Source organism: Picosynechococcus sp. PCC 11901 (assembly GCF_005577135.1).
In the GTDB taxonomy this organism is placed as follows: Bacteria; Cyanobacteriota; Cyanobacteriia; order Cyanobacteriales; family MRBY01; genus MRBY01.
In genome coordinates, this window is record NZ_CP040360.1 from 1,235,496 (window position 1) to 1,255,234 (window position 19,739).

General features: G+C 51.4%; 20 protein-coding genes. 15 read left to right on the forward strand and 5 right to left on the reverse strand.

The window, feature by feature from the left end; genetic code table 11:
• Positions 1 to 303: 303 nt before the first annotated feature.
• Positions 304 to 840 carry a CHRD domain-containing protein gene (locus FEK30_RS06925; RefSeq protein ID WP_138072566.1) on the forward strand — a complete coding sequence of 179 codons (537 nt, stop codon included), beginning with the start codon at positions 304 to 306 and terminating at the stop codon, positions 838 to 840.
• Between the two features lie 138 nt (positions 841 to 978).
• On the opposite strand, the gene FEK30_RS06930 is transcribed toward FEK30_RS06925, so the two are convergent.
• Positions 979 to 1,338 carry an NAD(P)H-quinone oxidoreductase subunit M gene (locus FEK30_RS06930; protein ID WP_012306200.1) on the reverse strand — a complete coding sequence of 120 codons (360 nt, stop codon included), beginning with the start codon at positions 1,336 to 1,338 and terminating at the stop codon, positions 979 to 981.
• Positions 1,339 to 1,384: 46 nt separating this feature from the next.
• Here FEK30_RS06930 and FEK30_RS06935 point away from each other — a divergent pair, with 46 nt between their 5' ends.
• The 6 genes from FEK30_RS06935 (at position 1,385) to FEK30_RS06960 (ending at position 5,471) form a co-directional block, all read left to right on the forward strand.
• Positions 1,385 to 1,894 (forward strand): hypothetical protein, encoded by a 510-nt coding sequence (locus tag FEK30_RS06935; RefSeq protein ID WP_138072568.1) that lies wholly within the window; start codon positions 1,385 to 1,387, stop codon positions 1,892 to 1,894.
• Positions 1,895 to 1,960: 66 nt separating this feature from the next.
• A complete protein-coding gene (locus FEK30_RS06940) occupies positions 1,961 to 2,500 on the forward strand; it encodes an RDD family protein (RefSeq protein WP_012306202.1) in 540 nt (179 codons plus the stop codon).
• 52 nt (positions 2,501 to 2,552) lie between these two features.
• On the forward strand, positions 2,553 to 2,747 hold the full coding sequence (gene rpmG / locus FEK30_RS06945; RefSeq protein WP_012306203.1) for a 50S ribosomal protein L33: 195 nt from the start codon (positions 2,553 to 2,555) through the stop codon (positions 2,745 to 2,747).
• A gap of 64 nt (positions 2,748 to 2,811) precedes the next feature.
• Complete coding sequence (rpsR, locus tag FEK30_RS06950) at positions 2,812 to 3,027, forward strand: 30S ribosomal protein S18 (protein ID WP_012306204.1); 216 nt, start codon at positions 2,812 to 2,814, stop codon at positions 3,025 to 3,027.
• 71 nt (positions 3,028 to 3,098) lie between these two features.
• Entirely contained in the window at positions 3,099 to 5,111 is a 2,013-nt protein-coding gene (locus tag FEK30_RS06955) for a ribonuclease catalytic domain-containing protein (RefSeq protein WP_138072570.1), read from the forward strand.
• A gap of 156 nt (positions 5,112 to 5,267) precedes the next feature.
• A complete protein-coding gene (locus FEK30_RS06960; RefSeq protein WP_012306206.1) occupies positions 5,268 to 5,471 on the forward strand; it encodes a hypothetical protein in 204 nt (67 codons plus the stop codon).
• 50 nt (positions 5,472 to 5,521) lie between these two features.
• On the opposite strand, the gene FEK30_RS06965 is transcribed toward FEK30_RS06960, so the two are convergent.
• On the reverse strand, positions 5,522 to 6,397 hold the full coding sequence (locus FEK30_RS06965; protein WP_138072572.1) for a GDSL-type esterase/lipase family protein: 876 nt from the start codon (positions 6,395 to 6,397) through the stop codon (positions 5,522 to 5,524).
• Positions 6,398 to 6,684: 287 nt separating this feature from the next.
• On the opposite strand from FEK30_RS06965, the gene FEK30_RS06970 reads away from it, so the two are divergent.
• From FEK30_RS06970 to FEK30_RS06995, 6 genes are all read left to right on the forward strand, one after another.
• Positions 6,685 to 7,992, forward strand: a complete 1,308-nt coding sequence (locus FEK30_RS06970) for a cation:proton antiporter (protein ID WP_223209845.1) — start codon at positions 6,685 to 6,687, stop codon at positions 7,990 to 7,992.
• A gap of 147 nt (positions 7,993 to 8,139) precedes the next feature.
• The gene (locus tag FEK30_RS06975; protein WP_138072574.1) at positions 8,140 to 9,957 is read left to right on the forward strand and encodes an N-acetylmuramoyl-L-alanine amidase; all 1,818 of its coding nucleotides are present in this window, start codon (positions 8,140 to 8,142) and stop codon (positions 9,955 to 9,957) included.
• A gap of 104 nt (positions 9,958 to 10,061) precedes the next feature.
• Entirely contained in the window at positions 10,062 to 10,901 is an 840-nt protein-coding gene (gene murI / locus FEK30_RS06980) for a glutamate racemase (RefSeq protein ID WP_065715968.1), read from the forward strand.
• 151 nt (positions 10,902 to 11,052) lie between these two features.
• The gene (sds, locus tag FEK30_RS06985; protein ID WP_012306211.1) at positions 11,053 to 12,024 is read left to right on the forward strand and encodes a solanesyl diphosphate synthase; all 972 of its coding nucleotides are present in this window, start codon (positions 11,053 to 11,055) and stop codon (positions 12,022 to 12,024) included.
• Positions 12,025 to 12,086: 62 nt separating this feature from the next.
• Entirely contained in the window at positions 12,087 to 12,236 is a 150-nt protein-coding gene (locus tag FEK30_RS06990; RefSeq protein ID WP_071932263.1) for a DUF2256 domain-containing protein, read from the forward strand.
• Positions 12,237 to 12,278: 42 nt separating this feature from the next.
• The gene (locus tag FEK30_RS06995; RefSeq protein WP_138072576.1) at positions 12,279 to 13,472 is read left to right on the forward strand and encodes a homocysteine biosynthesis protein; all 1,194 of its coding nucleotides are present in this window, start codon (positions 12,279 to 12,281) and stop codon (positions 13,470 to 13,472) included.
• An 83-nt stretch (positions 13,473 to 13,555) separates the two neighbouring features.
• Here FEK30_RS06995 and gifA read toward each other — a convergent pair whose 3' ends face one another.
• The gene (gene gifA, locus FEK30_RS07000) at positions 13,556 to 13,753 is read right to left on the reverse strand and encodes a glutamine synthetase inactivation factor IF7A (RefSeq protein WP_012306213.1); all 198 of its coding nucleotides are present in this window, start codon (positions 13,751 to 13,753) and stop codon (positions 13,556 to 13,558) included.
• A 260-nt stretch (positions 13,754 to 14,013) separates the two neighbouring features.
• On the opposite strand from gifA, the gene FEK30_RS07005 reads away from it, so the two are divergent.
• Both FEK30_RS07005 and FEK30_RS07010 read left to right on the forward strand, forming a co-directional pair.
• Complete coding sequence (locus tag FEK30_RS07005; protein WP_065711612.1) at positions 14,014 to 15,288, forward strand: glutamate-5-semialdehyde dehydrogenase; 1,275 nt, start codon at positions 14,014 to 14,016, stop codon at positions 15,286 to 15,288.
• A 73-nt stretch (positions 15,289 to 15,361) separates the two neighbouring features.
• Positions 15,362 to 17,131 (forward strand): N-acetylmuramoyl-L-alanine amidase, encoded by a 1,770-nt coding sequence (locus tag FEK30_RS07010; protein ID WP_138072578.1) that lies wholly within the window; start codon positions 15,362 to 15,364, stop codon positions 17,129 to 17,131.
• Between the two features lie 3 nt (positions 17,132 to 17,134).
• On the opposite strand, the gene FEK30_RS07015 is transcribed toward FEK30_RS07010, so the two are convergent.
• A complete protein-coding gene (locus FEK30_RS07015) occupies positions 17,135 to 18,907 on the reverse strand; it encodes a TolC family protein (protein ID WP_138072580.1) in 1,773 nt (590 codons plus the stop codon).
• 382 nt (positions 18,908 to 19,289) lie between these two features.
• A complete protein-coding gene (locus FEK30_RS07020) occupies positions 19,290 to 19,733 on the reverse strand; it encodes a VOC family protein (RefSeq protein WP_062432398.1) in 444 nt (147 codons plus the stop codon).
• Positions 19,734 to 19,739: the final 6 nt, after the last annotated feature.

The following is a 19,739-nucleotide window of genomic DNA, read 5'->3' on the forward strand; positions in this document are numbered from 1 at the left end:
CTTTTTTTTGCGGCAAAGCTCACAATCTTTAGGCGATCGCCGGAGGCAAATTAGGCAATTTACAGTAGTTAAAAATACTTAGAATGGGACAGTTTGCTGATGTCAGCAGGATCAAAGAAACATTTCCTGGCTGATTGTTTCACAAAACAATTTAAAAATCCAAATATCTGCGCCAAAATGCGGAAAAAGTGAGCTTTGACGTCCAAATTCAAGCTTTATTTCCGCTGAGATAGTACAACGATCAATAGCTAGTTCTGATCGCTGTTTTTTGCAAAGCTATCTCAATTTCAATCAGGAGTTCCGATGAAAAGTCAAACAAAACGCCTAAGACGCGCTTGTAGTTATCTCGTCCTCGCCCTTAGTGCAATGGTTCCCTCGGTTGCCCTCGCCGGCCATACCAATACTATTTTGCACACGATGATGGATGGTAGCGCAGAGGTGCCAGAAGACGGCAAGATGGAAATGCTTGTCGGTGATGCCAATGGTGAAGGCCATGCCTACGTTTTTGGCATTGATAATGATCCGACTACCCTTTGTTATTCGATGACGCTCACTGGGATCCAACTCGTTCCCGTCGGCTCTGGGATGGCGGCCCATATTCACGAAGGCGCAATGAATGAAAATGGCCCAGTGGTCGCAGTTTTAGCTGGCCCAGAGGATGGCAATGCTGCGGACTGCCTGACAGAAGGGGAAGAAGGGAAATTTCCCACGGGTGAAACCGGAATTGTGCAACGTATTTTAGAGAATCCCAGCGATTTTTATATCAATGTTCATAATCCCCAGTTCCCGAACGGTGCTATTCGGGGTCAACTCAGCTCTATTCATTCCCATTCTCATTAGGGATAGAGCTTACAATTTCACAAGATTTTCTGCTGAATTTTTTGGGGCGATCGCCCGCAGTTTCTTTTGTTTTTCCGAGGGGAATTTCATCAAAGACTGCGGGTTTTTCTTGTGTGAATTTTAAGTCTAGACTAAACCTTACTGGAGGTAAGCGCCTTGGCTATCGGGGTGATCCATTTGGGGTAAGCCCATGCTGAAGTTCATTACCCGTGAGTCGAGGTTATAGCGGAGTTCACCTTTTTGGAGGAGGTCACGGATAAAGGCTTCTAGGTCGGAGCCGATCCGCCGCAGGTTGTATTCGGTCAAATCCTCGCCGCTGTTACTTTCCACGAGGGCATCGAACTGGCGATAGACTTTCTGGAGACTTTCTTCGGGCCAAACGAATTCGTTATCTGGATCGACATCCAAGGTGAGCACGGTTTCACTGGGGATTAATTCATTTTTCTGAATTTCGGCAGTGTAGATGCGGACGTGGCGGGTCGTGGATTTAAGCAGCATAGGACTTAACAGATAAGATGAAAATTATTCTGCAACAATTGCTATTGTGACATTTCCCCAGTGTACAGATAAAGTTTTCCTTGGTGCGGCGACGAACCATGCGCCAGGGTTACCAATCTTCCAAAAAGTAAGGCCCTTGTGGAAACGTCTGGGGCAGCTTGTCATTTTCGGTGTCATTTTACTCAATCTTTGGGGTTGTACTGGGACGGAGGCTCCCCGGGAATTTGCCCCGGACGGTGAGGTGATCCAACGGGCGATCGCCACCAAACTCAAAAGCCATTACCAACAACTGAGCCAGACCATTAATGCGCCGCCGCCCAACTTGGAACTGAAAAATATCCAGGTCAAAAAGCTCGATTCTTTTTTTCTCCAGGCACTGCCGGTTTATCACCTCCAGGGCACCTATGATGTGGTACTGAATTTTCCTTCCCAGCGCACAGAAAATCGTCGCCGCAATCCCTTTGAGGTTTATCTCCAACGGCAACCGGAAGGAAAAACCTGGCGATCGCTCGAAAAAAATCCCCAGGGTTGGCGATCGCAACAACTCCCTCGATAGGCCGCATCCCCGTTTCCCTGACCCTCTACAATAAAAGCAATCCGTCTTTGCCCGATTTCCCCGCCTATGTATGACGAAGAAGATTACCGTCCCGTCCGCCGTTTCCCAAAAGTCCCCCTAGACAGACGCTTTTGGGCTTTTTTTGTGGATTTTATCGTCGCTTGGATTGTCAGTGGCTTAGGGGGTTTAACCCTACAGTGGTTGGTTTTTCTCGTCGTCTGGTTTGGCCTGCGGGTCTTTCTCGTCAGCCGTAACCAGGGTCAAAGCCTGGGTAGTTGGGCCTTTGATATCAAAGTCATCGACATCCGTTACCGAGTGCCAGAAATTATCAACCTCAGCAAACGAGAAGGCATTTTAGGGTTTGCCGCCATGCTTGCCATGTATGGGATCCAAAGTTTTTTTCTGATGGGGAACGGCATTTCTTTGATTTTGTTAATCTCTCCCCTGTTGGCCTCCTGTGGCGTGGCGATCGCCGACGAAGAATTCAACCAAGCCTTCCACGATCGCATCGCCGAAACCTATATGATCCAAACCCAGCGCGGTTTTTCCCTAGATTTACGTCTCAAACAAATCCTTGCCGAGCTAAGACAAAATATGCAAAAATAGAAATTTGTGTGTAAACCTTAGCGATCCACAACCGCTAATCTAGTAAAAAATTATGGCAAGCAAAAAAGGCGTCCGCATTACCATCACCGTGGAATGCACCGAATGTCGCACCAATACCAACAAGCGCTCCAATGGCGTTTCCCGCTATACCACTAGCAAAAACCGTCGGAACACCACCGGGCGGCTCGAAATCAAAAAATTCTGCCCCCACTGCAACGCGCACACTGTCCACAAAGAAATTAAGTAGGTAATTCCTTTACCACTGAAATTTTATCGACAAATTTTTTATTTTTTAACGTTATTTATTAACCATGGCCTACTACCGTAAACGTCTTTCTCCGATTCCTCCTAGCCAGCCGATCGATTACAAAGATGTCGAACTCCTCCGCAAATTCATCACCGAGCGCGGCAAAATTTTACCCCGTCGGATCACCGGCTTAACAGCGCGTCAACAACGGGATGTTAATACCGCCATTAAGCGGGCACGGATGCTGGCCCTGTTGCCCTTCATCAACAAAGAAGGCTAAAGTGATGCCAAGCAATTCTAGGTGTTGAGTTTAGGATTGCTCTTGTATAGTCGCGTTAGGCAACAAAGCTGGTGGAAAAAGGACAACTGATTGAGTTTCGGCTACAGGGAGAACGAGTACTTGCTGTCGCTGAGCGTCCTGAAGGAAAAAAAGATTGGATCGTAATCGATGGACGGGGGCAATCCCATAAGCTGCGTCCCCAAAGGGTTGAATATACCGTGGCGGGTTCCCCCTACGATCCAACTGAGATCCCCAGCTTTTTCACAGAGAGTCAGGCATTAGTTGATCCCGACAATCTGGCCGTCGCCTGGGAGTTTCTTGTCGAAGCCTCGGAACCGGCAACCCCAGAATCCCTCGCGCAACTTTTGTTTTCGGCCAAAACGCCCCAGCAATGTTATGCCTGTCATCTGATGCTGGCGGAAGATAAGATTTTCTTCAAACGCAAAGGGGATTACTATGAACCCCGTGCAGAGGCGCAGGTTCGCGAAATTCAGCATCAGCTAGAAGTTGAAGCTCAGAAAGAACGTGAAAAAACAGAATTTTTACAGCGGGTTAACCAGGCGATCGCCGGAGAAACAGTAACCTGGGAAGACAGTGATCGGCAACGTTTCGAAAGCCTAGAAAAATTTGTCCTCTACCCGGAGCAGTCAGCCAGAGCCGCCCACGACCTCCTCGAAATGCTGGGGCGATCGCCCACGACAGAACAGGCTTTCCGCCTCTTGGTCTCCCTTGGCTGGTGGAGTTCCCACGAAAATCTTGCTCTCCTCCGGAGCGGTTACCCCAGAAAATTTTCTCAGAAGGTACTCGATGTGTCCCATGCCCGCCTGTCAGCCTCGCCCGGTGATACCGATGAGGGGAACCGTATCGATTTAACCCATCTCAAGACCTACACCATTGACGATGAGAGTACCTCAGAAATTGACGATGGCCTCAGTATCGAAACCCTAGAAAGCGGTTGCCATAAAGTTTGGATTCACATCGCGGATCCCACACGACTATTGAGCCCTGGAGATGAACTCGATCTAGAAGCCCGACGTCGTAGTACCAGCCTCTATTTACCCACGGGGATGATCTCCATGTTCCCGGAAGAGCTGGCGACGGGGCCGATGAGCTTACGCCAAGGTCAGGTCTGTGCCGCCCTCAGTTTTGGGGTTTTGCTCACAGAAAATGGGGCGATCGCCGATTATGAAATCACCCCCAGTTGGGTCAAGCCCACCTATCGCCTCACCTATGACGATGTGGACGAAATGCTCCATCTGCGGATCCAGGCCGAATCAGAAATCGCTCTTCTTGCGGATTTTGCCCACAAACGCCGAAAGTGGCGGGATGCCCAAGGCTCCATCAGTATTAAGATGCCAGAAGCCTCCATTAAGGTGCAGGACGAAAACATTTTTATCGAAGTTCTCCATGCCTCCATGTCCCGGGAACTGGTTGCTGAAATGATGATCCTCGCTGGCGAAGTGGCAGGCCATTATGGACGGACCCATAGTTTACCGCTGCCTTTCCGGGGACAACCCCAACCAGAACTGCCCCCCCAAGAGGAACTGTTATTATTACCCGCTGGGCCTGTGCGCGCCTGTGCGGTACGGCGTTGTATGCCCCGCAGTGAAATGGGCACCAATCCTGTACGCCATGCCAGTTTGGGGTTAGATTCCTATATTCAAGTCACATCCCCCATTCGTCGTTACACTGACCTGTTGGCCCATTTCCAAATTAAGGCCCATCTGCGGGGGGATGAACTGCCTTTCTCGGTGGATGAACTCAAGGAAATTCTCTACAGCGTTGTTACTTCCAGTCAGGAAGCTGTCCATGTAGAGCGCCAAACCAACCGCTATTGGAGCCTCGAATATTTACGTCGTAATGCGGATCAAGTGTGGCAAGGGTTAGTCCTACGCTGGCTCCGGGAAGATGAAAAGTTAGGCATTATCCTCCTGGAAGAACTGGGCCTAGAACTTCCCCATCGCTTTGAACGGGCCGTTGCCTTAGGCGATCGCCTGGAAGTAAAAGTAAGCCAAGCCGATCCCCATAAAGATGAAATTCGCTTCCGGGAACTACTCGAAACGGAGATTGCGGCGGCTTCCTAGGATCAAAAGCCGACAAAACATCAAGATTTATAACAGACTCTGCGGGTTCCCCATTGAGAAATATTGCAGTTCTCTGGAGGGCGTCCGTTGTTTCTCCTGGGCATGGTAACCTCATAGCCAGCGAACTTGAAATGTTTTCGAACAACTGTGAAAGCAATGACTGCTATTTACTCTACAAAGAATCAAGTCAATCCCTGGGCAGAAGAGATGGGTGAATACGTGGCCCAACTGCAGCTCCATATGGCACTCCAGGCCAAGAATCTCGTGCCTTCCCTAGAACATCCCCAGGATGGTCGGCATCAGTTGCTCCATGAATCCCAACTCCACTTGGAAAAATTGGCTTCCCGCCAAATTGCCTAAAAAAATCTAGGGGTGATGCTCGGAATCTTATCGGGTTTAACTCCTAAAAATCATTGGGTCAAACAATCTTCTAGGCGTTGTAAAGCCCCCTGCCATTGGGCATAGCCAGCATCGCTCAAGTGGAGGCCATCTGTGGTTAGTTCCGACCGGAGTCCACCATTAGCGTCGGTGAATAAAGGATAAAGATTGAGGTAATTGACCCCTTCTTGGGAGGCGATCGCCTGGAGTTGTTGATTAATACGAATGGCCCGGTCTTTGCGTAAATAACCGTGATTCGTGGGTAAAAGGGACTGCACGACGATCACTGACTCAGGATGTTGGCAGCGCAATTGACGAATAATTGCCCGCAGATTATTCAGTACCGCCGTCTCAGAAACTCCCTGCTTGAGATCATTGACTCCGGCCATGAGATAAATCGTGTCTGCTTGGAGGCCATGAAGCGTTCCAAGGCGCGCCAGGATTTGACTCGTATTTTCACCTGAAATCCCTTGGTTCAGCCAAATTTTAGAAGCCGGTAAAAGGTCATTGGGAAACCAGAGGCTCAGGGAATCCCCCAACAAAATGCCGAGGGACTGCCGCCCTTGATATTGGGCCGCCAAGTACACTTCTTGGCTCAAGAGCTGTTGCCACTGCTGATAGGTGGGTTGGGGCGCGCCATTTGTCCATAGCCGGGTACTTGCCCCTGCCTTAAGGGCGGTTTGGATCTGTCCCCGTAATAAAGCATTGAGACGAAAAGCATAGAGTTGCGCCCCGGAACGAAAGCGAGGGCTCGCTAAATATTGTGGTGTCGCCGTTGCCCAAAGGTTGGTAGCCGTTGGATTGCTTGCCCTTTGGACACAGGTTTGGGGGGCGATCGCCTTGACCGAATGAACAGCAGTCGGCGTTCGGCATAATAGATTCGCAACTAAAAATAACGGTTCTGACATGGCAATTTCCAGGGCAAACACCTTCTAATTATTGTCCCAAAACGAAAAGTTGCTGATAAATCCGTCAAGAATAAACCCTTTAATGATCCAGGGGTTTGTTACATTAATCTGGTAAAACGCGACCAGGAAGCCTCTGGTTATTCTGCCCCGTTTTTTGACCGAAGCCAAACCTCCCCGGACAACTTTGGTCCCTACGCTTGTCGTTACCTTGTAATCAAAAATTCATGCCGTATTTTCAATCGTTCCTTCTCAATGCGCCCCCCGCCAGTGAAGCAGCGGAACCTTCCATGATTCTGGCTGCGGTGCTACTGAGCCTTGTGGTCATCTACTTTGCGAGTAAAGTGGGCGGAGAGCTGTGTTCCCGCATCAACCTCCCCCCAGTGCTGGGCGAATTAGTCGGCGGAGTATTGGTGGGCGTATCTGCCCTGAGTTTACTGGTCTTTCCAGAAGGGGGCATCGAAGCGTCCCAATCACTACTGATGCAATTTCTGCAAAATACAGCCGGTTTAAGTCCTGAAGCAGCCCCGGCAGTGTTTGCCACCCAAAGCGAAGTGATTTCTGTCCTCGCAGAACTAGGGGTCATTATCCTTCTGTTTGAAATTGGTCTTGAATCGGATCTACAAGAATTGATTAAAGTTGGCCCCCAAGCCGCCATTGTCGCCGTGGTGGGGGTTGTGGCACCTTTTGCTGCAGGGACAGCAGGTTTAGTCTTTTTATTCCATCTCAGTACAGTGCCAGCGATTTTTGCGGGGGCAGCCCTCACGGCAACCAGTATCGGGATTACCGCGAAGGTGCTAGCAGAATTGGGTCAACTGACCACCAAGGAAGGACAAATTATTATTGGGGCGGCTGTGCTCGATGATGTCCTCGGCATTATTGTCCTCGCTGTGGTTGCAAGCTTGGCGAAAACAGGAGAAGTGCAGGTTGTCAGCACTATCTGGCTCATTGTGAGTGCTGGGGCGTTTCTCATTGGTGCGATTATTGTCGGTCGTCTCCTGAGTCCTTTATTTGTCAGTTTGGTGGATGGGATGAAAACCAGAGGCCAACTGTTAACTGTATCCGTTGTTTTTGCTTTTGTGCTGTCCTACATTGCGACGGTAATCCAACTGGAGGCGATTCTTGGGGCCTTTGCGGCTGGACTGATTCTGGCGGAAACGGATAAACGGGGTGAATTAGAAGAACAGGTGCTGCCGGTGGCGGATTTGTTTGTCCCCATCTTTTTTGTTTGCGTCGGTGCAAAAACAGATCTCAGTGTCCTCAACCCAGCTGTCCCCGCAAACCGTGAGGGATTAATTATTGCGGCCTTTTTGATCGTGGTCGCAATTGTCGGTAAGGTCATTACGGGCTTTACCGTTTTCGGCCAAGACCAGTTAAATAAGTTGGCGATTGGGGTAGGCATGATTCCCCGGGGCGAAGTGGGCCTTGTGTTTGCAGGGGTTGGTTCGGCCAGTGGCGCCCTCTCGGAATCGACGGAAGCGGCAATTATTATGATGGTCATCTTGACGACATTTATTGCACCGCCATTTTTACGTTTGGTCTTTAAGGAACCCCAGGCGGCGATCGCCACTGGAGAGACGCCGGAGAAGCTACAATAATTCAGCCTTGGGCAACCATTGAAACATATCCTAAGCGACCCACGTCCCTTGGGAAAACGGTAGGAAGAGGTTTTATCTCTATCCACCGGAGTTGTTCTATATCTTGAGGGCGTGGCATTTTCCCTTGTGAGTCGAGGATTTTTAACTGTGAGATTTTTCTGGTTTTTTCTGACGCTACTGACGCTATCCACTTGGCAACTACCGGCTTGGGCAGGTCAATTGGTCTTTTGGGAATTTAATACCCAACGACGTCAATTGCAGTTTCGCACCAATGAACGGGTGCAGCCCGAAGCGCAACTGATCCCAGATCCCAGCCGTTTGGTGATTGATTTACCGGGCACTGTCCTGGGAAGCTCTACGGTCAATCGCAGCTATGGCGGCAAAATTACGAGCGTACGGCTAGGTCAGTTTGCGCCAGATGTCACACGGTTGGTGGTGGAATTAGCCCCTGGCTATACCTTAGATCCTGAGGCAATTCGTTTTGAAGGGCGATCGCCGACGGATTGGGTTGTGAATTTACCAGAACCTGAACTCATTCCCGTGGCCCCAGTAGCTCCCAGTACCCCAGAAATTTTTAACAATTCTGTCAATCCTGGAAATCCCAGTAACACCGCTCCAGGCGAAGCTTTTTTTAATAACTTGGTGCGGGTGACCCAACAGGGATTCCTCGTGAACCTGGATCCCCGGCCCGGTAGTCGCATCACCACCGACCAAGATGGCGATCGCCTTACCTTTACCCTGCGGGATTTGCAATTGCCCCGGAGCTTAGAAAATCAGACCCTAGATGTTAACCGCTACAAAGTCCGCCAAATCAAATTTGAGCAACCCAGCCGTACCGAAGCCCGCATTACCTTAAATTTAGAACCCGGTAGCCCTCGGTGGCGCGCGCTGTATACCACCTACGGTGATGGCGGTTTAGTACTGCTTCCGGATGGGGGCACCAGTAGCCTAGGGGGAAGAGAAACCGGGGCGATCGCCGTCCCCACCCAACAATCAGTCGCCACAGCTCAACCCCAACAAACCATCGTTGAAGCCCTAGAACTTGCCCGCAACAGTACCCAGTTAGTCATCCGTGGCAGCGATCGCCTCCAGGCCGACGGTGGTTGGAATCGGAACGAAGGTCTTTACCAAATTCGCATTAACAACGCCCGCCTTGCCCAACCTGTGCGTGGCCCCCAGTGGGGGGGAGATAGTCCCATTTCCCGCATTGCCATCCGCCAGGAAACGGCCAATACGGTGCTCGTCCAGATTGAACCTGCCGAGGGGGTACAAATTGGGAGTCTCAGTCAACCCAACGCTCAGTTCCTTGCCCTAGACCTCAATCGTCCCCAAACAACAAGTTCTCTGTTTGTGCCGCCGGCCCCAACGGCACCGCCCCCCACAACCCAAGCGGTACTGCCAAATTTTCGCCCGCCCCGGAGCAATATTATGGTCATGATCGACCCCGGCCACGGTGGTCGTGATCCCGGTGCTGTGGGGATTGGCGGCCTACAGGAAAAAAACGTGATTCTTCCCATCTCCCAGGAAGTAGCCCGAATTTTACAACAAAGTGGCATCACAGCCCGAATGACCCGGGATACGGATTATTTTGTCAGCCTAGAAGGACGTACTCAACTGGCTAACAATGCCAATGCCGATTTATTCGTGAGTATCCACGCCAATGCCATCAGCATGAGTCGCCCCGATGTGAACGGCTTGGAAGTGTACTATCACCAAAGTGGTCGAGCCTTAGCTGAATCCATCCACCGCAACATTATGCGACGGATCCAAATGCGAGACCGGGGTGTGAGAACGGCGCGCTTTTATGTATTGCGTAATACATCGATGCCTTCAGTGCTCGTGGAAACAGGTTTTGTCACGGGTCGGGAAGATGCTCCCCGCTTGAATGATCCTGCATTTCGGAGCCAAATGGCCCAGGCGATCGCCGCTGGCATCCTGGAATATATCCAAAACAATGTGCGCTAGCCCAGGGGGTTGCCAGAAAATCAGTAATTCGCCACAGAAATAAGCGCAAATACCTTAAAACTGCGCTAATCTTTGTTTAATTTATTTGGTGTGAACGAGAATCTATGGGCAACCAACAGCAACACCCCATTGGCATTTTTGACAGTGGCTTGGGGGGCATCACCGTCCTTCGAGCCCTTTACCGACAACTCCCCCAAGAGTCGATTATCTATTTTGCCGATACGGCCCGATTACCCTATGGTGATCGTTCACCCGAAGAGTTGATTCAATATGTGCGCGAAATTCTGACTTGGATGGAAGCCCAAGGGGTGAAGATGGTGGTGATGGCTTGTAATACAAGCTCGGCGATCGCCTTGGATGTGATCCGCTCAGAATTTAAAACCCCCGTTTTAGGGCTGATTCTTCCCGGAGCAAGGGGGGCAGTCAGTCAAGGGAAACGCATCGGAGTCATCGCCACCCAGGCCACAGTGAATAGCGGCGCTTACCAAAACGCAATTCTGGAAGCGAACCCAGAGGCGGCGGTGTGGCAAATGCCCTGCCCAGAATTTGTCCCCCTCATTGAGGCCAATCGCATTAACGATCCCCACACGAAACGTATTGTTCAGAAACGTCTGCAACCCCTCCTCGAACAGGGCATTGATACCTTAGTTTATGGGTGTACCCACTATCGCCACTTGTCTGGGGTAATTCAATCAATTTTGCCGAGCCATGTGATTTGTGTCGATCCGGCGGAATATGTGGTCAGTGCCACGGAACAGGAATTGGAATTGATGGGTTGGAAAAATCCCCAGTCACCATTACCAACCCGCTTTGCGGTGAGCGGTTGCCCAGACCAGTTCGCCCAATCGGCAAAGGGATGGCTTGGACATCAGCCCCTAGTGGAACAGGTGGACTTAAAAAACCTCATGGTGAATACATCGCCCCTTTCGATCACCAATGGCTAAAGGGCGATCGCCTGCCTGAAACAGGTGTCCCTACGAGCGATCGGGCCAGAGTAGACCCGCAAAAAAGAGCCGTTTTCTGCTGAAACGAATCCATTGCCATACAATATAGAATATGTAAATTTTCGTAAATTTCGTTTCCCTCGGCTTAATAATGATTTCAGCGACTACCCTTTTTTCTCCCGTCGAAGCCGACCTCAAGGAGCTCAGTGAAAATCTGACGCGGCTAATTAGCGCCCGACATCCGATTTTGGGGGCCGCGGCAGAGCATCTGTTTTCTGCGGGGGGGAAACGGGTTCGACCCGCCATTGTGCTTTTGGCCTCCCGGGCAACCCTAGGCGATCGCCCCTTGACCCAGCGGCACCGTCGCCTGGCAGAAATCACTGAAATGATTCACACGGCGAGCCTTGTCCACGATGATGTGGTCGATGAAGCGGCCCTGCGCCGGAGTGTACCTACTGTTAACAGCCTTTTTGATAATCGCATCGCTGTTCTGGCCGGAGACTTTCTCTTTGCCCAATCCTCTTGGTACCTCGCGAATTTAGACAATCTCACCGTGGTGAAATTGCTCTCTGAGGTGATCAAAGACTTTGCCGAAGGGGAAATTCAACAGGGGCTGAACCGCTTCGACACCGGAATGAACCTCGAAATTTACATCGAAAAATCCTATTACAAAACAGCGTCATTGATTGGGAATAGTGCCAAAGCGGCGGCTGTTCTCAGTGAGGTTGACCCAGAAATTGGCGATCGCCTCTACGACTATGGCCGTAATTTAGGCTTGGCCTTCCAGATTGTCGATGACATCCTCGACTTCACTGGCTCTACCGATGTTTTGGGGAAACCCGCCGGATCTGATTTAATCGGCGGCCACATCACCGCCCCAGCCCTGTTTGCCATGGAAGAGCATCCCAACCTAACCCAACTGATCGAGCGGGAATTTGCTGAAAATGGTGACCCCGAAAAAGCCCTCGAAATTGTGCGCAACAGCAATGGGATCAGTCGCGCTAAAGAACTTGCAGCCCATCACGGTCAATTGGCTCGCCACAGTTTAGAGTGCCTAGATCCGTCTCCCTCCAAAGATGCCCTCACGGATCTCATTGACTACGTTTTGGGCCGGATGTATTAGGCCGCACCCTGAAGTAAAAAAGCAACCTGAAACAAGGCGACATCCAGTTGCAATGATTGACCATGGCACGACAGCGTAAAAAAGCCGATCTCCCGACGAAAATTTGTACCGTTTGCGGACTGCCGTTTACCTGGCGCAAAAAATGGGAAAAATGCTGGGATGACGTGAAATATTGTTCGGAGCGGTGCCGGCGGCGGCGTAACCAAGGGTAATTTTCTCCTAGGATGAAAGGGTACGCTTCCCTCTGTTCAACCATGAGAACGATCGCCAGCATCAACGAAAAGATTCTCTCCCACCAGGCCGTTGTCTGGACGGTGTCTGAAGTAAAAGCACGGGTGGCGGAATGGGGCATCAAAAAAATTGCCGAAACCGTTGATGTGGTAACCACAGGTACCTTTGAGCCGATGGAATCTTCGGGAGCAATGCTCAACCTTGGCCATACGGATCCCCCCATTAAAATTCGCAAGTGTTGGCTTAATGGGGTGCCCGCTTATCCTGGCTTGGGGGCGGTGGATATTTACCTAGGGGCAACCATGATGGAAGATCCCCTGGAAAATGAAGCGGCGGAAATTGGCGATCGCCCCCTCTCCCAGAAAGGCGGTGGCCACGTCATTGAAGATCTGATCGCAGGTAAAACCGTCCATCTCCATGCCCTGGGCCATGTGACCGATTGTTATCCGCGCGCTACCTGGGACAATACCCTCACGAAAGATCAAATTAATCAGTTTTATCTATTCAATCCCCGCAATCTTTATCAAAATTTTATTGTGGGCGTTAACGGTGGCGATCGCCCCCTCTATACTTACCTCGGCCCCCTCCAGCCCCATTTGGGAAATGCCGTCTATGCCTGTGCTGGAGCAATTTCTCCTTTGTTAAATGACCCAGATTTAGAGTTGATCGGGGTCGGCAGCAAAATTTTCTTGGGGGGCGGTATTGGTTACGTGGCCTGGGAAGGCACCCAGCATTTTCCCCTCCAGAAACGTCTGGGCAATCGCACCCCCCTGGGGCCAGCCTCCACCTTGGCTTTGATTGGCGACGCAAAACAAATGGATCCCAAGTGGGTACGGGGTTGTTATTTCACCAAGTACGGCCCTTCTTTAATGTTGGGCGTGGGGGTGCCTCTACCGGTTCTCCATGAGGAAGTCATCGCCCACTGTGCCGTCCAAGATAAAGAAATTGTCGCCCCGGTGATGGATTTTTCGATTCCGCGCCGGGTACGGCCCACCTTTGGTTTGGTGAGCTATGGCCAGCTTAAAACTGGGAAATTAACCATTGAGGGAAAAACCGTAAAAGTTGCTCCGGTCACGAGTCTATATCTCGCGGATCAAGTGGCAGAAACCCTCAAACAATGGATTCAAGCCGGAGATTTTACCCTCACCGAACCCGTGGCAACCATCAGTGGCGATCGCCCCTTTTTATCCCAAGACCAATGGAGCCAGCGTTTGTAATACTGCCGAAAAAAGCCACCATCCTGAAACGGCGGTGACCATCGATCATTTTTTAGAAAACAGAATTTTCCCAGTAAATTTCGTTAGCTCATGGTGGCATGACTAGGGCCATAGTCCGCACGCACTTGACGAGGGAGTTTACCTTGGATCGTGCCTTGATAGTCTCCTTCTGGTGCCATGCCGATTTCTGTGGCAGAACGGTTCAGGAGAGACATTTGACGATTTTTAATGGCGTGGTGATGGCGCATCATTAATGCACGGGCTTGTTGTTGGGTTCTCATGGTTTTGCTCCTGACCGACCGCGAAACACGGGGGATTTGTGTTTTATGCTTTGTCCTTTACCTCATTATATTTTATTTTCTGTAAAATTTGATACAGAAAACATATTTTAATAAGGGCAACTGGCCTTTTTGGCAAAAAAGTTGGGAGAAAGCAACCTTGCTAGCTGGCAGGTTCTTGCGATCCCCTAGGGCAATCAGTATGATCTGGTGAGGCTTTACGCAAACTTTCGCGAGTACATTGGGACTTCATGGGTAATCAAATGGCATCTACTCCCCCGTTAGAGAGCAGTGATCCGATTACGGCAGCCTTGCAGCGGGCCCATCAGGCTTCCCTAGAACTAGAGTTACTCAAAGGTAGTGAACGTCATCTGGGTATTGAGGCGATCGCCACCGCCCTAGAGGCCAATATTTCCGTCATCCTCGAAGCCAATACCAAGGATCTAGAGGCCAGCCGCGAAATGGCCGTGCCGAAGCTGATTCTGGATTGGTTAAAGTTGACCCCCGAACGGCTGCAAAAAACAGTGCGTTTGCTGCGTCAACTGCCAAAACTGCCCGATCCGCTGCAACGGGTGAAAAATGCCACCTATCAAATTAGTGGTTATCAGACCTACTCCCAACGGATGCCCCTGGGGGTGATTTGTCTGATCCATGAAGCCTTGCCCGAATTAGGGGCGATCGCCGCTGGACTTTGTTTAAAGACAGCCAATAGCCTCGTGATTCGCGGTTGCGGTGATGCCAGCCATACCAATCACCTGATCGCTGAGATTATGCAAACGGCCCTTGCTGACCAGGGCTTACCCGGAGGCTGTTTAGAATCTCTCTCTTCTGAGGAAGGTTGTACCGTACAACAACTGGTGGCCCAGGATCGCTACTTGAACCTGATCATTCCCTATGGCCGTCCCAACATGATTCAACAGGTGGTGCAACACGCCACCACCCCTGTCCTGAGAACCACCGTGGGCAATTGCTACCTCTACCTCGCCCCCAGCGGTGATCTGGAATTGGCCAGTTGGGTGATTCAAGACAGCCATAATTACGAACCCGATGCCGTCAATGCCATCGAAAAAGTCCTGGTGTGTCCTGAGCAGAAAACATCCCATTTAATTAGTCTGTTTAAATCCCTCCAAGAACAAGACTTTGAGCTACGGGGGGATGCGTCCCTCGTCGAAGAATTTCCTGAACACCTCGCCCCCATCGGTACCGAAGAAGAATGGCAGCAGGCCTATTTGGAAAAAATTGTGGCGTTTAAACGGGTGCCGGATCTGGCCGCAGCCATCACCGAGATTAATTGCAACTCCGGTGGCCATGCCGATTGTATTGTCACGGAGTCCTACCATGAAAGTCGGCAATTTTCCATGGGCCTCGATAGTGCTTTGATCTATATCAATGCCTCCCCTTGTTTTTCGCGTCATCCCCTGGGGAGCGATTCGGTATTTCTTGGGGTCTCGAACCAAAAGGGAAATCGCCGGGGTTTAATTGGCCTCGAAAGTTTTACGACCATTAAACAGGTGGTTCAGGGGGATAGCACCCTCTAGGTTTCAACGCCTCAAAGAAAGCTGTCTCAATGGAGATGGCCTTTGCAAGCTTAAAAAGTTAAGGACAAGATTTATGTTTAAAGCGATCGCCCTCAGTTCTGGTATTGCCGTGGCCCTGACCTTTCCGGCGATCGCCCAGTTTCCCCGCCAAAGCGATCGCCTCCAACTGGTCTACCCCCCAAACAATCACCAGACCAGCGCCGCCCAGATTTTCTTGATTGGCTCAGCCCCAGCGGCGGGCACCGTGGCGATCAATGGTCAACCGATTACCCGGAGTGACTTTGGCCATTTTGCTCCCAGTTTGCCCTTGGCGGTAGGTCAAAACCAAATCACCCTGACCTATCGTCAGCCTTCGGGACAGACGGAAACAAAAACCCTCACCGTTGAGCGTTTGGCTAACAATACAATGCCACCCAACCAACTCGAAGCCCCTTTCCCGGCGGTGGATATTGCCCGGCAAACCGACGAGACAATTTGTTTCCAAGTCCAGGGGCCAGCCCAAGCCCAAGTTAGGGTTGCCCTCGGCGGAAAATCTTTTTCCCTACAACCCCAGACCACGGTGACGCTCCCCAGCAATGCCGCCGTCTTAACCCTAGAGAATGAAGCTCCTGCCGAAGTTTTTACGGGAACCTACGGGGGCTGTCAGCGCTTTACCCAAGGCGGGAACCTCGGCCAAGCCCGTTACCAGATGAATGTCCAGGGGCAAACCAGCACCGCCACCAGCCCCGGTCGCATCGAAATTTTAGACACCCAAAATACTGAGGCGATCGCCGTCACCAGTCTCGCAGGGGTGGCCCGCACAGGCCCCAGTACCAATTTTTCCCGCCTGACACCCTTGCCCCAGGGAACCCAGGCCCTGGTTACTGGCAAAGAAGGGGATTGGTTGCGCCTAGACTATGGCGCTTGGATTCGCGCTTCGGAGACCACACCGATCCAGGGTGCAGTGCCGCCGACGACATTGATTCGCAGCCTGCGATCGCAAACCACCGCCACGGAAACAAACGTTATTTTTCCCCTCCAAAGACCCGTACCAGTTACCGTCAGTCAAAATGACGACACCTTTAGCCTGACCCTCCACCAGGCGATCGCCCAAACCGACACAATTTATCTAGACGAAAGTCCAATTATCCGCCGCCTCGACTGGGCGCAGATTGATCCAGAAACGATCCGCTATGATTTTCGCCTCAAAACAGACCAACAATGGGGCCATTCACTGCGTTATGAAGGCAGCAATTTAATTTTGTCCCTCCGTCACCCGCCACAACTCCAGGGGAATTCGCTCCGGGGCGCGACCATTTGGCTCGATCCTGGCCATGGGGGGGCTGAATCCGGTGCCTTAGGGCCAACGGGCTACCCCGAAAAAGCAATTAATTTGCTCATTTCCCAAAAAATTCAAAAACAACTGGAAGCCAAAGGCGCGGAAGTGATCCTCAGCCGTACCACGGATCAAGATTTATCCTTAGGCGATCGCCAGGCCGCGATTCGTGAACTCCAGCCCACTTTGGCCCTGTCTGTCCATTACAATGCCCTGCCCGATGCGGGGGACGCGGAAAATACGGCGGGTATCGGGATGTTTTGGTACCATCCCCAGGCCCATGACCTGGCGCAGTTTCTCCACGATGATTTAACGACGCAGTTAGGCCGTCCCAGTTATGGTGTCTTTTGGAATAACTTGGCCTTGACCCGGCCCCAGGAAGCTCCGGCGGTCTTGATGGAGTTGGGTTTTATGATTAATCCCACGGAGTTTGAGTGGATTACCGATCCCCAGGCCCAGGAAGAACTCGCCGGGGCGATCGCCACGGCAGTTGAAACCTGGCTGCAAACCAAGGCGATCGCTCAATAATCCCTAGGGAGCCGCCGGGGCGATCACCGCATCCCCTAAACCGACTTCCCGCTTCAGTTGGGCAAAGGCACGATTGTAATCGGTAACTGCCTGGAGATAGTTCCCCCGGGCCGTATTCAGACCCGTTTGGGCAGAGATTACATCGGTTTGGGTGCCGACCCCCGCATTAAAGCGCAGACGAGCCAGGCGTAAACTTTCTTCTGCTAAGGTGACTGCGGCGGCTGCCGTCGTGATGTTTTGTTCGCTGGCTTCAAAGTCATAGTAGGCCGTTTCCACCGCCAGGCGAATTTGGTTTCTTTGGTTAGCAAAACGATTTTCGGCGATCGCCTGATCAACTTGCTCTTGATTTGCCCGGGCGGCCGCTGCCCCCCCATCAAAGAAATTCCAACGCATCCGGGCCCCAACCGTTAACCCATCGGCGGGGCCAAGGCTATCATCAAACACTTCCAAGACATCGTAGTTTGCAAAAACGCTGACTAAAGGTCGAACGGCAGCCAATGCAATCCGTTCCTGGTAACCATCAACTTCCCGCTGGAGGAGCTGCTGGCGCAATTCTTGGCGGTTTTGCAGTGCCAGGACAATGGTTTCTTCTAAAGAAATTTCCCATCTTCCAGCGAGATTAATCTCATCGGCGGTGCGGGGATCGATGGTCGGTGCCAAACTCAGGAGTTGAGCCAGTTGACGCCGGGCGGTTCTTTGGGTGGCTTCAGCCCTGGTGAGCCGCTGTTGGGCGCTGGCGAGTTCGACCTCGGCCCGCAACACATCAAATTTTGTGCCCAAGCCTGCCTGTTCTAGTAGGGTGGCATCCCGTAAACTCTGGGTGGCATCAAACACCGAACTTTGTTCAATAACCACCTGGGCGTCGGCACTCTGGAGGTTGTAATAGTTCACTGCAGCGGCTAGACGAGTTTCTTCGGTGAGGCGCTCAATGTCTAGTTCGGCAATTTGCAATTGGGTCTGGGCCGCTTCAATTTGGGCAGAGCGACGCCCCCCGGTATAGATGTCATAGCTGACTTCAAGGCGGCCATTGATCGCTGTGGTCGCGTTGTTGTCTCCCCCCAGCCGTCGGGCCTGAAGTTCTCCATTGGCGCTGTCGGTGCGGGTAATGTCGAATTGGTTGCTGAGGTTTGGGTATTCGGCGGCGATCGCCTCTTGCACAAATTCCTCTGATCGGTCGTAGTTCAGACGGGCTTCCTGGAGCGTTTCATTGCGTTCTAGGGCCAGACGAATTGTTTCTTCTAGGGTGAGGTCAACAACATTGTCAGCCGTCACCGCCGCGGCCTCCTGGGGGACTGTCACTGCCGGATTCTCAATGGGTTCTAAAAGCTGATTTAGATCTTCATTAATCACCCGATCCGGCGGTAAGGATTGCACAAGGGGAATTGTCCGGTTTGTCTCTGCGGTGGGCAGCGTTACATCGACTCCCGTTGTTGAGGGGGTTTCTGTGGCATCTCCCTGGGCGAGGAGGGGCGCAGGGGCCTGGATGGTGCCGAGGTGAGCAGTCGGCGTTAAATCGAGATCTGCGGCAGGTAGGGGCAGAGCCGCCAGGGTTGTGGGCTGGCTGAGACCACCGAGGCTGGGTAAAAAGGCTGCTGTATCGAGGGGATCAACGCCAGGAGTGGCCAATGGTGGCAATGGCGCCTGGGGGGCCTGACCGACGGGAGGCTCTGGCGTAGCGATTTGCGGCGGGGTTGTTTGGGCGATCGCCACCCCACCACCAGAGAGGACCACGAGGCCACTGGTACTGAAAGTAAGAAAATCTCGAAAAGCGAACATTAGCTTCTAAGGGTCCAGCTGAAAATAGTTTAAAAATTGCCCACTAGCGAGCTTGGCAACGGGAAAAATTGCGCGGCCTAGGAGCTAATGACTTAGTTTAAGTCAAAAAACTTTAAACTACTACTTGTCACTAAATCCTCCGGCAAAAACCAATTGATCTAACCAGAAGAACTGGAACAAACCATCGGAATGCCTGCAATTTTTCTGTAATTGAATGTCATTGGCCGTGACTAAGCGTTAGCTGCGCATCCTGCAAGCTTTTATGTCGTCACCAAATAAAGCACTTAAATTGGGCGATTTTTACCCCTTTATTTTTTTGACGACCAACGGCATCAATAACAGTGATGCAACTTACTAAAGCCGCATAATCTCAAAGCAAAACCTAGTGAGTTTCGGGGCGATCGCCAATTTCGGTGATTTCTCGACCACCAAAAATTGCCTCTGGATGGCGATACCATTTGAATTCCAATAGATTAAAAAACGGATCTTCGAGGAAAAAAGTACGATGTTCCGTTAATTTTCCCGGAAACCGGAGGCGGGGGCGATCGCGGAAGGGGAGTTGATAGTTTTCTGCCCGATTTAAGACCTGTTGCCAATCCTGTTCATCGAGAAAATTTAGACCAAAATGGCGCGGATAAACGCTCTTTTGGGGGCTGAGGGGTTCCTTGGTGACGTGGGCTACCAGTTGATGACCAAAGAAGTTAAAAATCACCGCCCCGCTATTTTCTCGTCCCACCGTGCAACCGAGGGCATCGGCATAGAATTTTTTGGCGACAACTGGGTCAGTAATCGGAATTGCAAGGTGAAACAGGAGGCGATCGCCCATGGCAAT

Coding starts and splice junctions, on each gene's coding strand:
- FEK30_RS06925 (WP_138072566.1), top strand. CDS start 304: ATGAAAAGTCAAACAAAACGCCTAAGACGCGCTTGTAGTTATCTCGTC.
- FEK30_RS06930 (WP_012306200.1), bottom strand. CDS start 1,338: ATGCTGCTTAAATCCACGACCCGCCACGTCCGCATCTACACTGCCGAA.
- FEK30_RS06940 (WP_012306202.1), top strand. CDS start 1,961: ATGTATGACGAAGAAGATTACCGTCCCGTCCGCCGTTTCCCAAAAGTC.
- rpmG (WP_012306203.1), top strand. CDS start 2,553: ATGGCAAGCAAAAAAGGCGTCCGCATTACCATCACCGTGGAATGCACC.
- rpsR (WP_012306204.1), top strand. CDS start 2,812: ATGGCCTACTACCGTAAACGTCTTTCTCCGATTCCTCCTAGCCAGCCG.
- FEK30_RS06960 (WP_012306206.1), top strand. CDS start 5,268: ATGACTGCTATTTACTCTACAAAGAATCAAGTCAATCCCTGGGCAGAA.
- FEK30_RS06965 (WP_138072572.1), bottom strand. CDS start 6,397: ATGTCAGAACCGTTATTTTTAGTTGCGAATCTATTATGCCGAACGCCG.
- FEK30_RS06970 (WP_223209845.1), top strand. CDS start 6,685: ATGATTCTGGCTGCGGTGCTACTGAGCCTTGTGGTCATCTACTTTGCG.
- murI (WP_065715968.1), top strand. CDS start 10,062: ATGGGCAACCAACAGCAACACCCCATTGGCATTTTTGACAGTGGCTTG.
- sds (WP_012306211.1), top strand. CDS start 11,053: ATGATTTCAGCGACTACCCTTTTTTCTCCCGTCGAAGCCGACCTCAAG.
- FEK30_RS06990 (WP_071932263.1), top strand. CDS start 12,087: ATGGCACGACAGCGTAAAAAAGCCGATCTCCCGACGAAAATTTGTACC.
- FEK30_RS06995 (WP_138072576.1), top strand. CDS start 12,279: ATGAGAACGATCGCCAGCATCAACGAAAAGATTCTCTCCCACCAGGCC.
- gifA (WP_012306213.1), bottom strand. CDS start 13,753: ATGAGAACCCAACAACAAGCCCGTGCATTAATGATGCGCCATCACCAC.
- FEK30_RS07005 (WP_065711612.1), top strand. CDS start 14,014: ATGGCATCTACTCCCCCGTTAGAGAGCAGTGATCCGATTACGGCAGCC.
- FEK30_RS07010 (WP_138072578.1), top strand. CDS start 15,362: ATGTTTAAAGCGATCGCCCTCAGTTCTGGTATTGCCGTGGCCCTGACC.
- FEK30_RS07015 (WP_138072580.1), bottom strand. CDS start 18,907: ATGTTCGCTTTTCGAGATTTTCTTACTTTCAGTACCAGTGGCCTCGTG.
- FEK30_RS07020 (WP_062432398.1), bottom strand. CDS start 19,733: ATGGGCGATCGCCTCCTGTTTCACCTTGCAATTCCGATTACTGACCCA.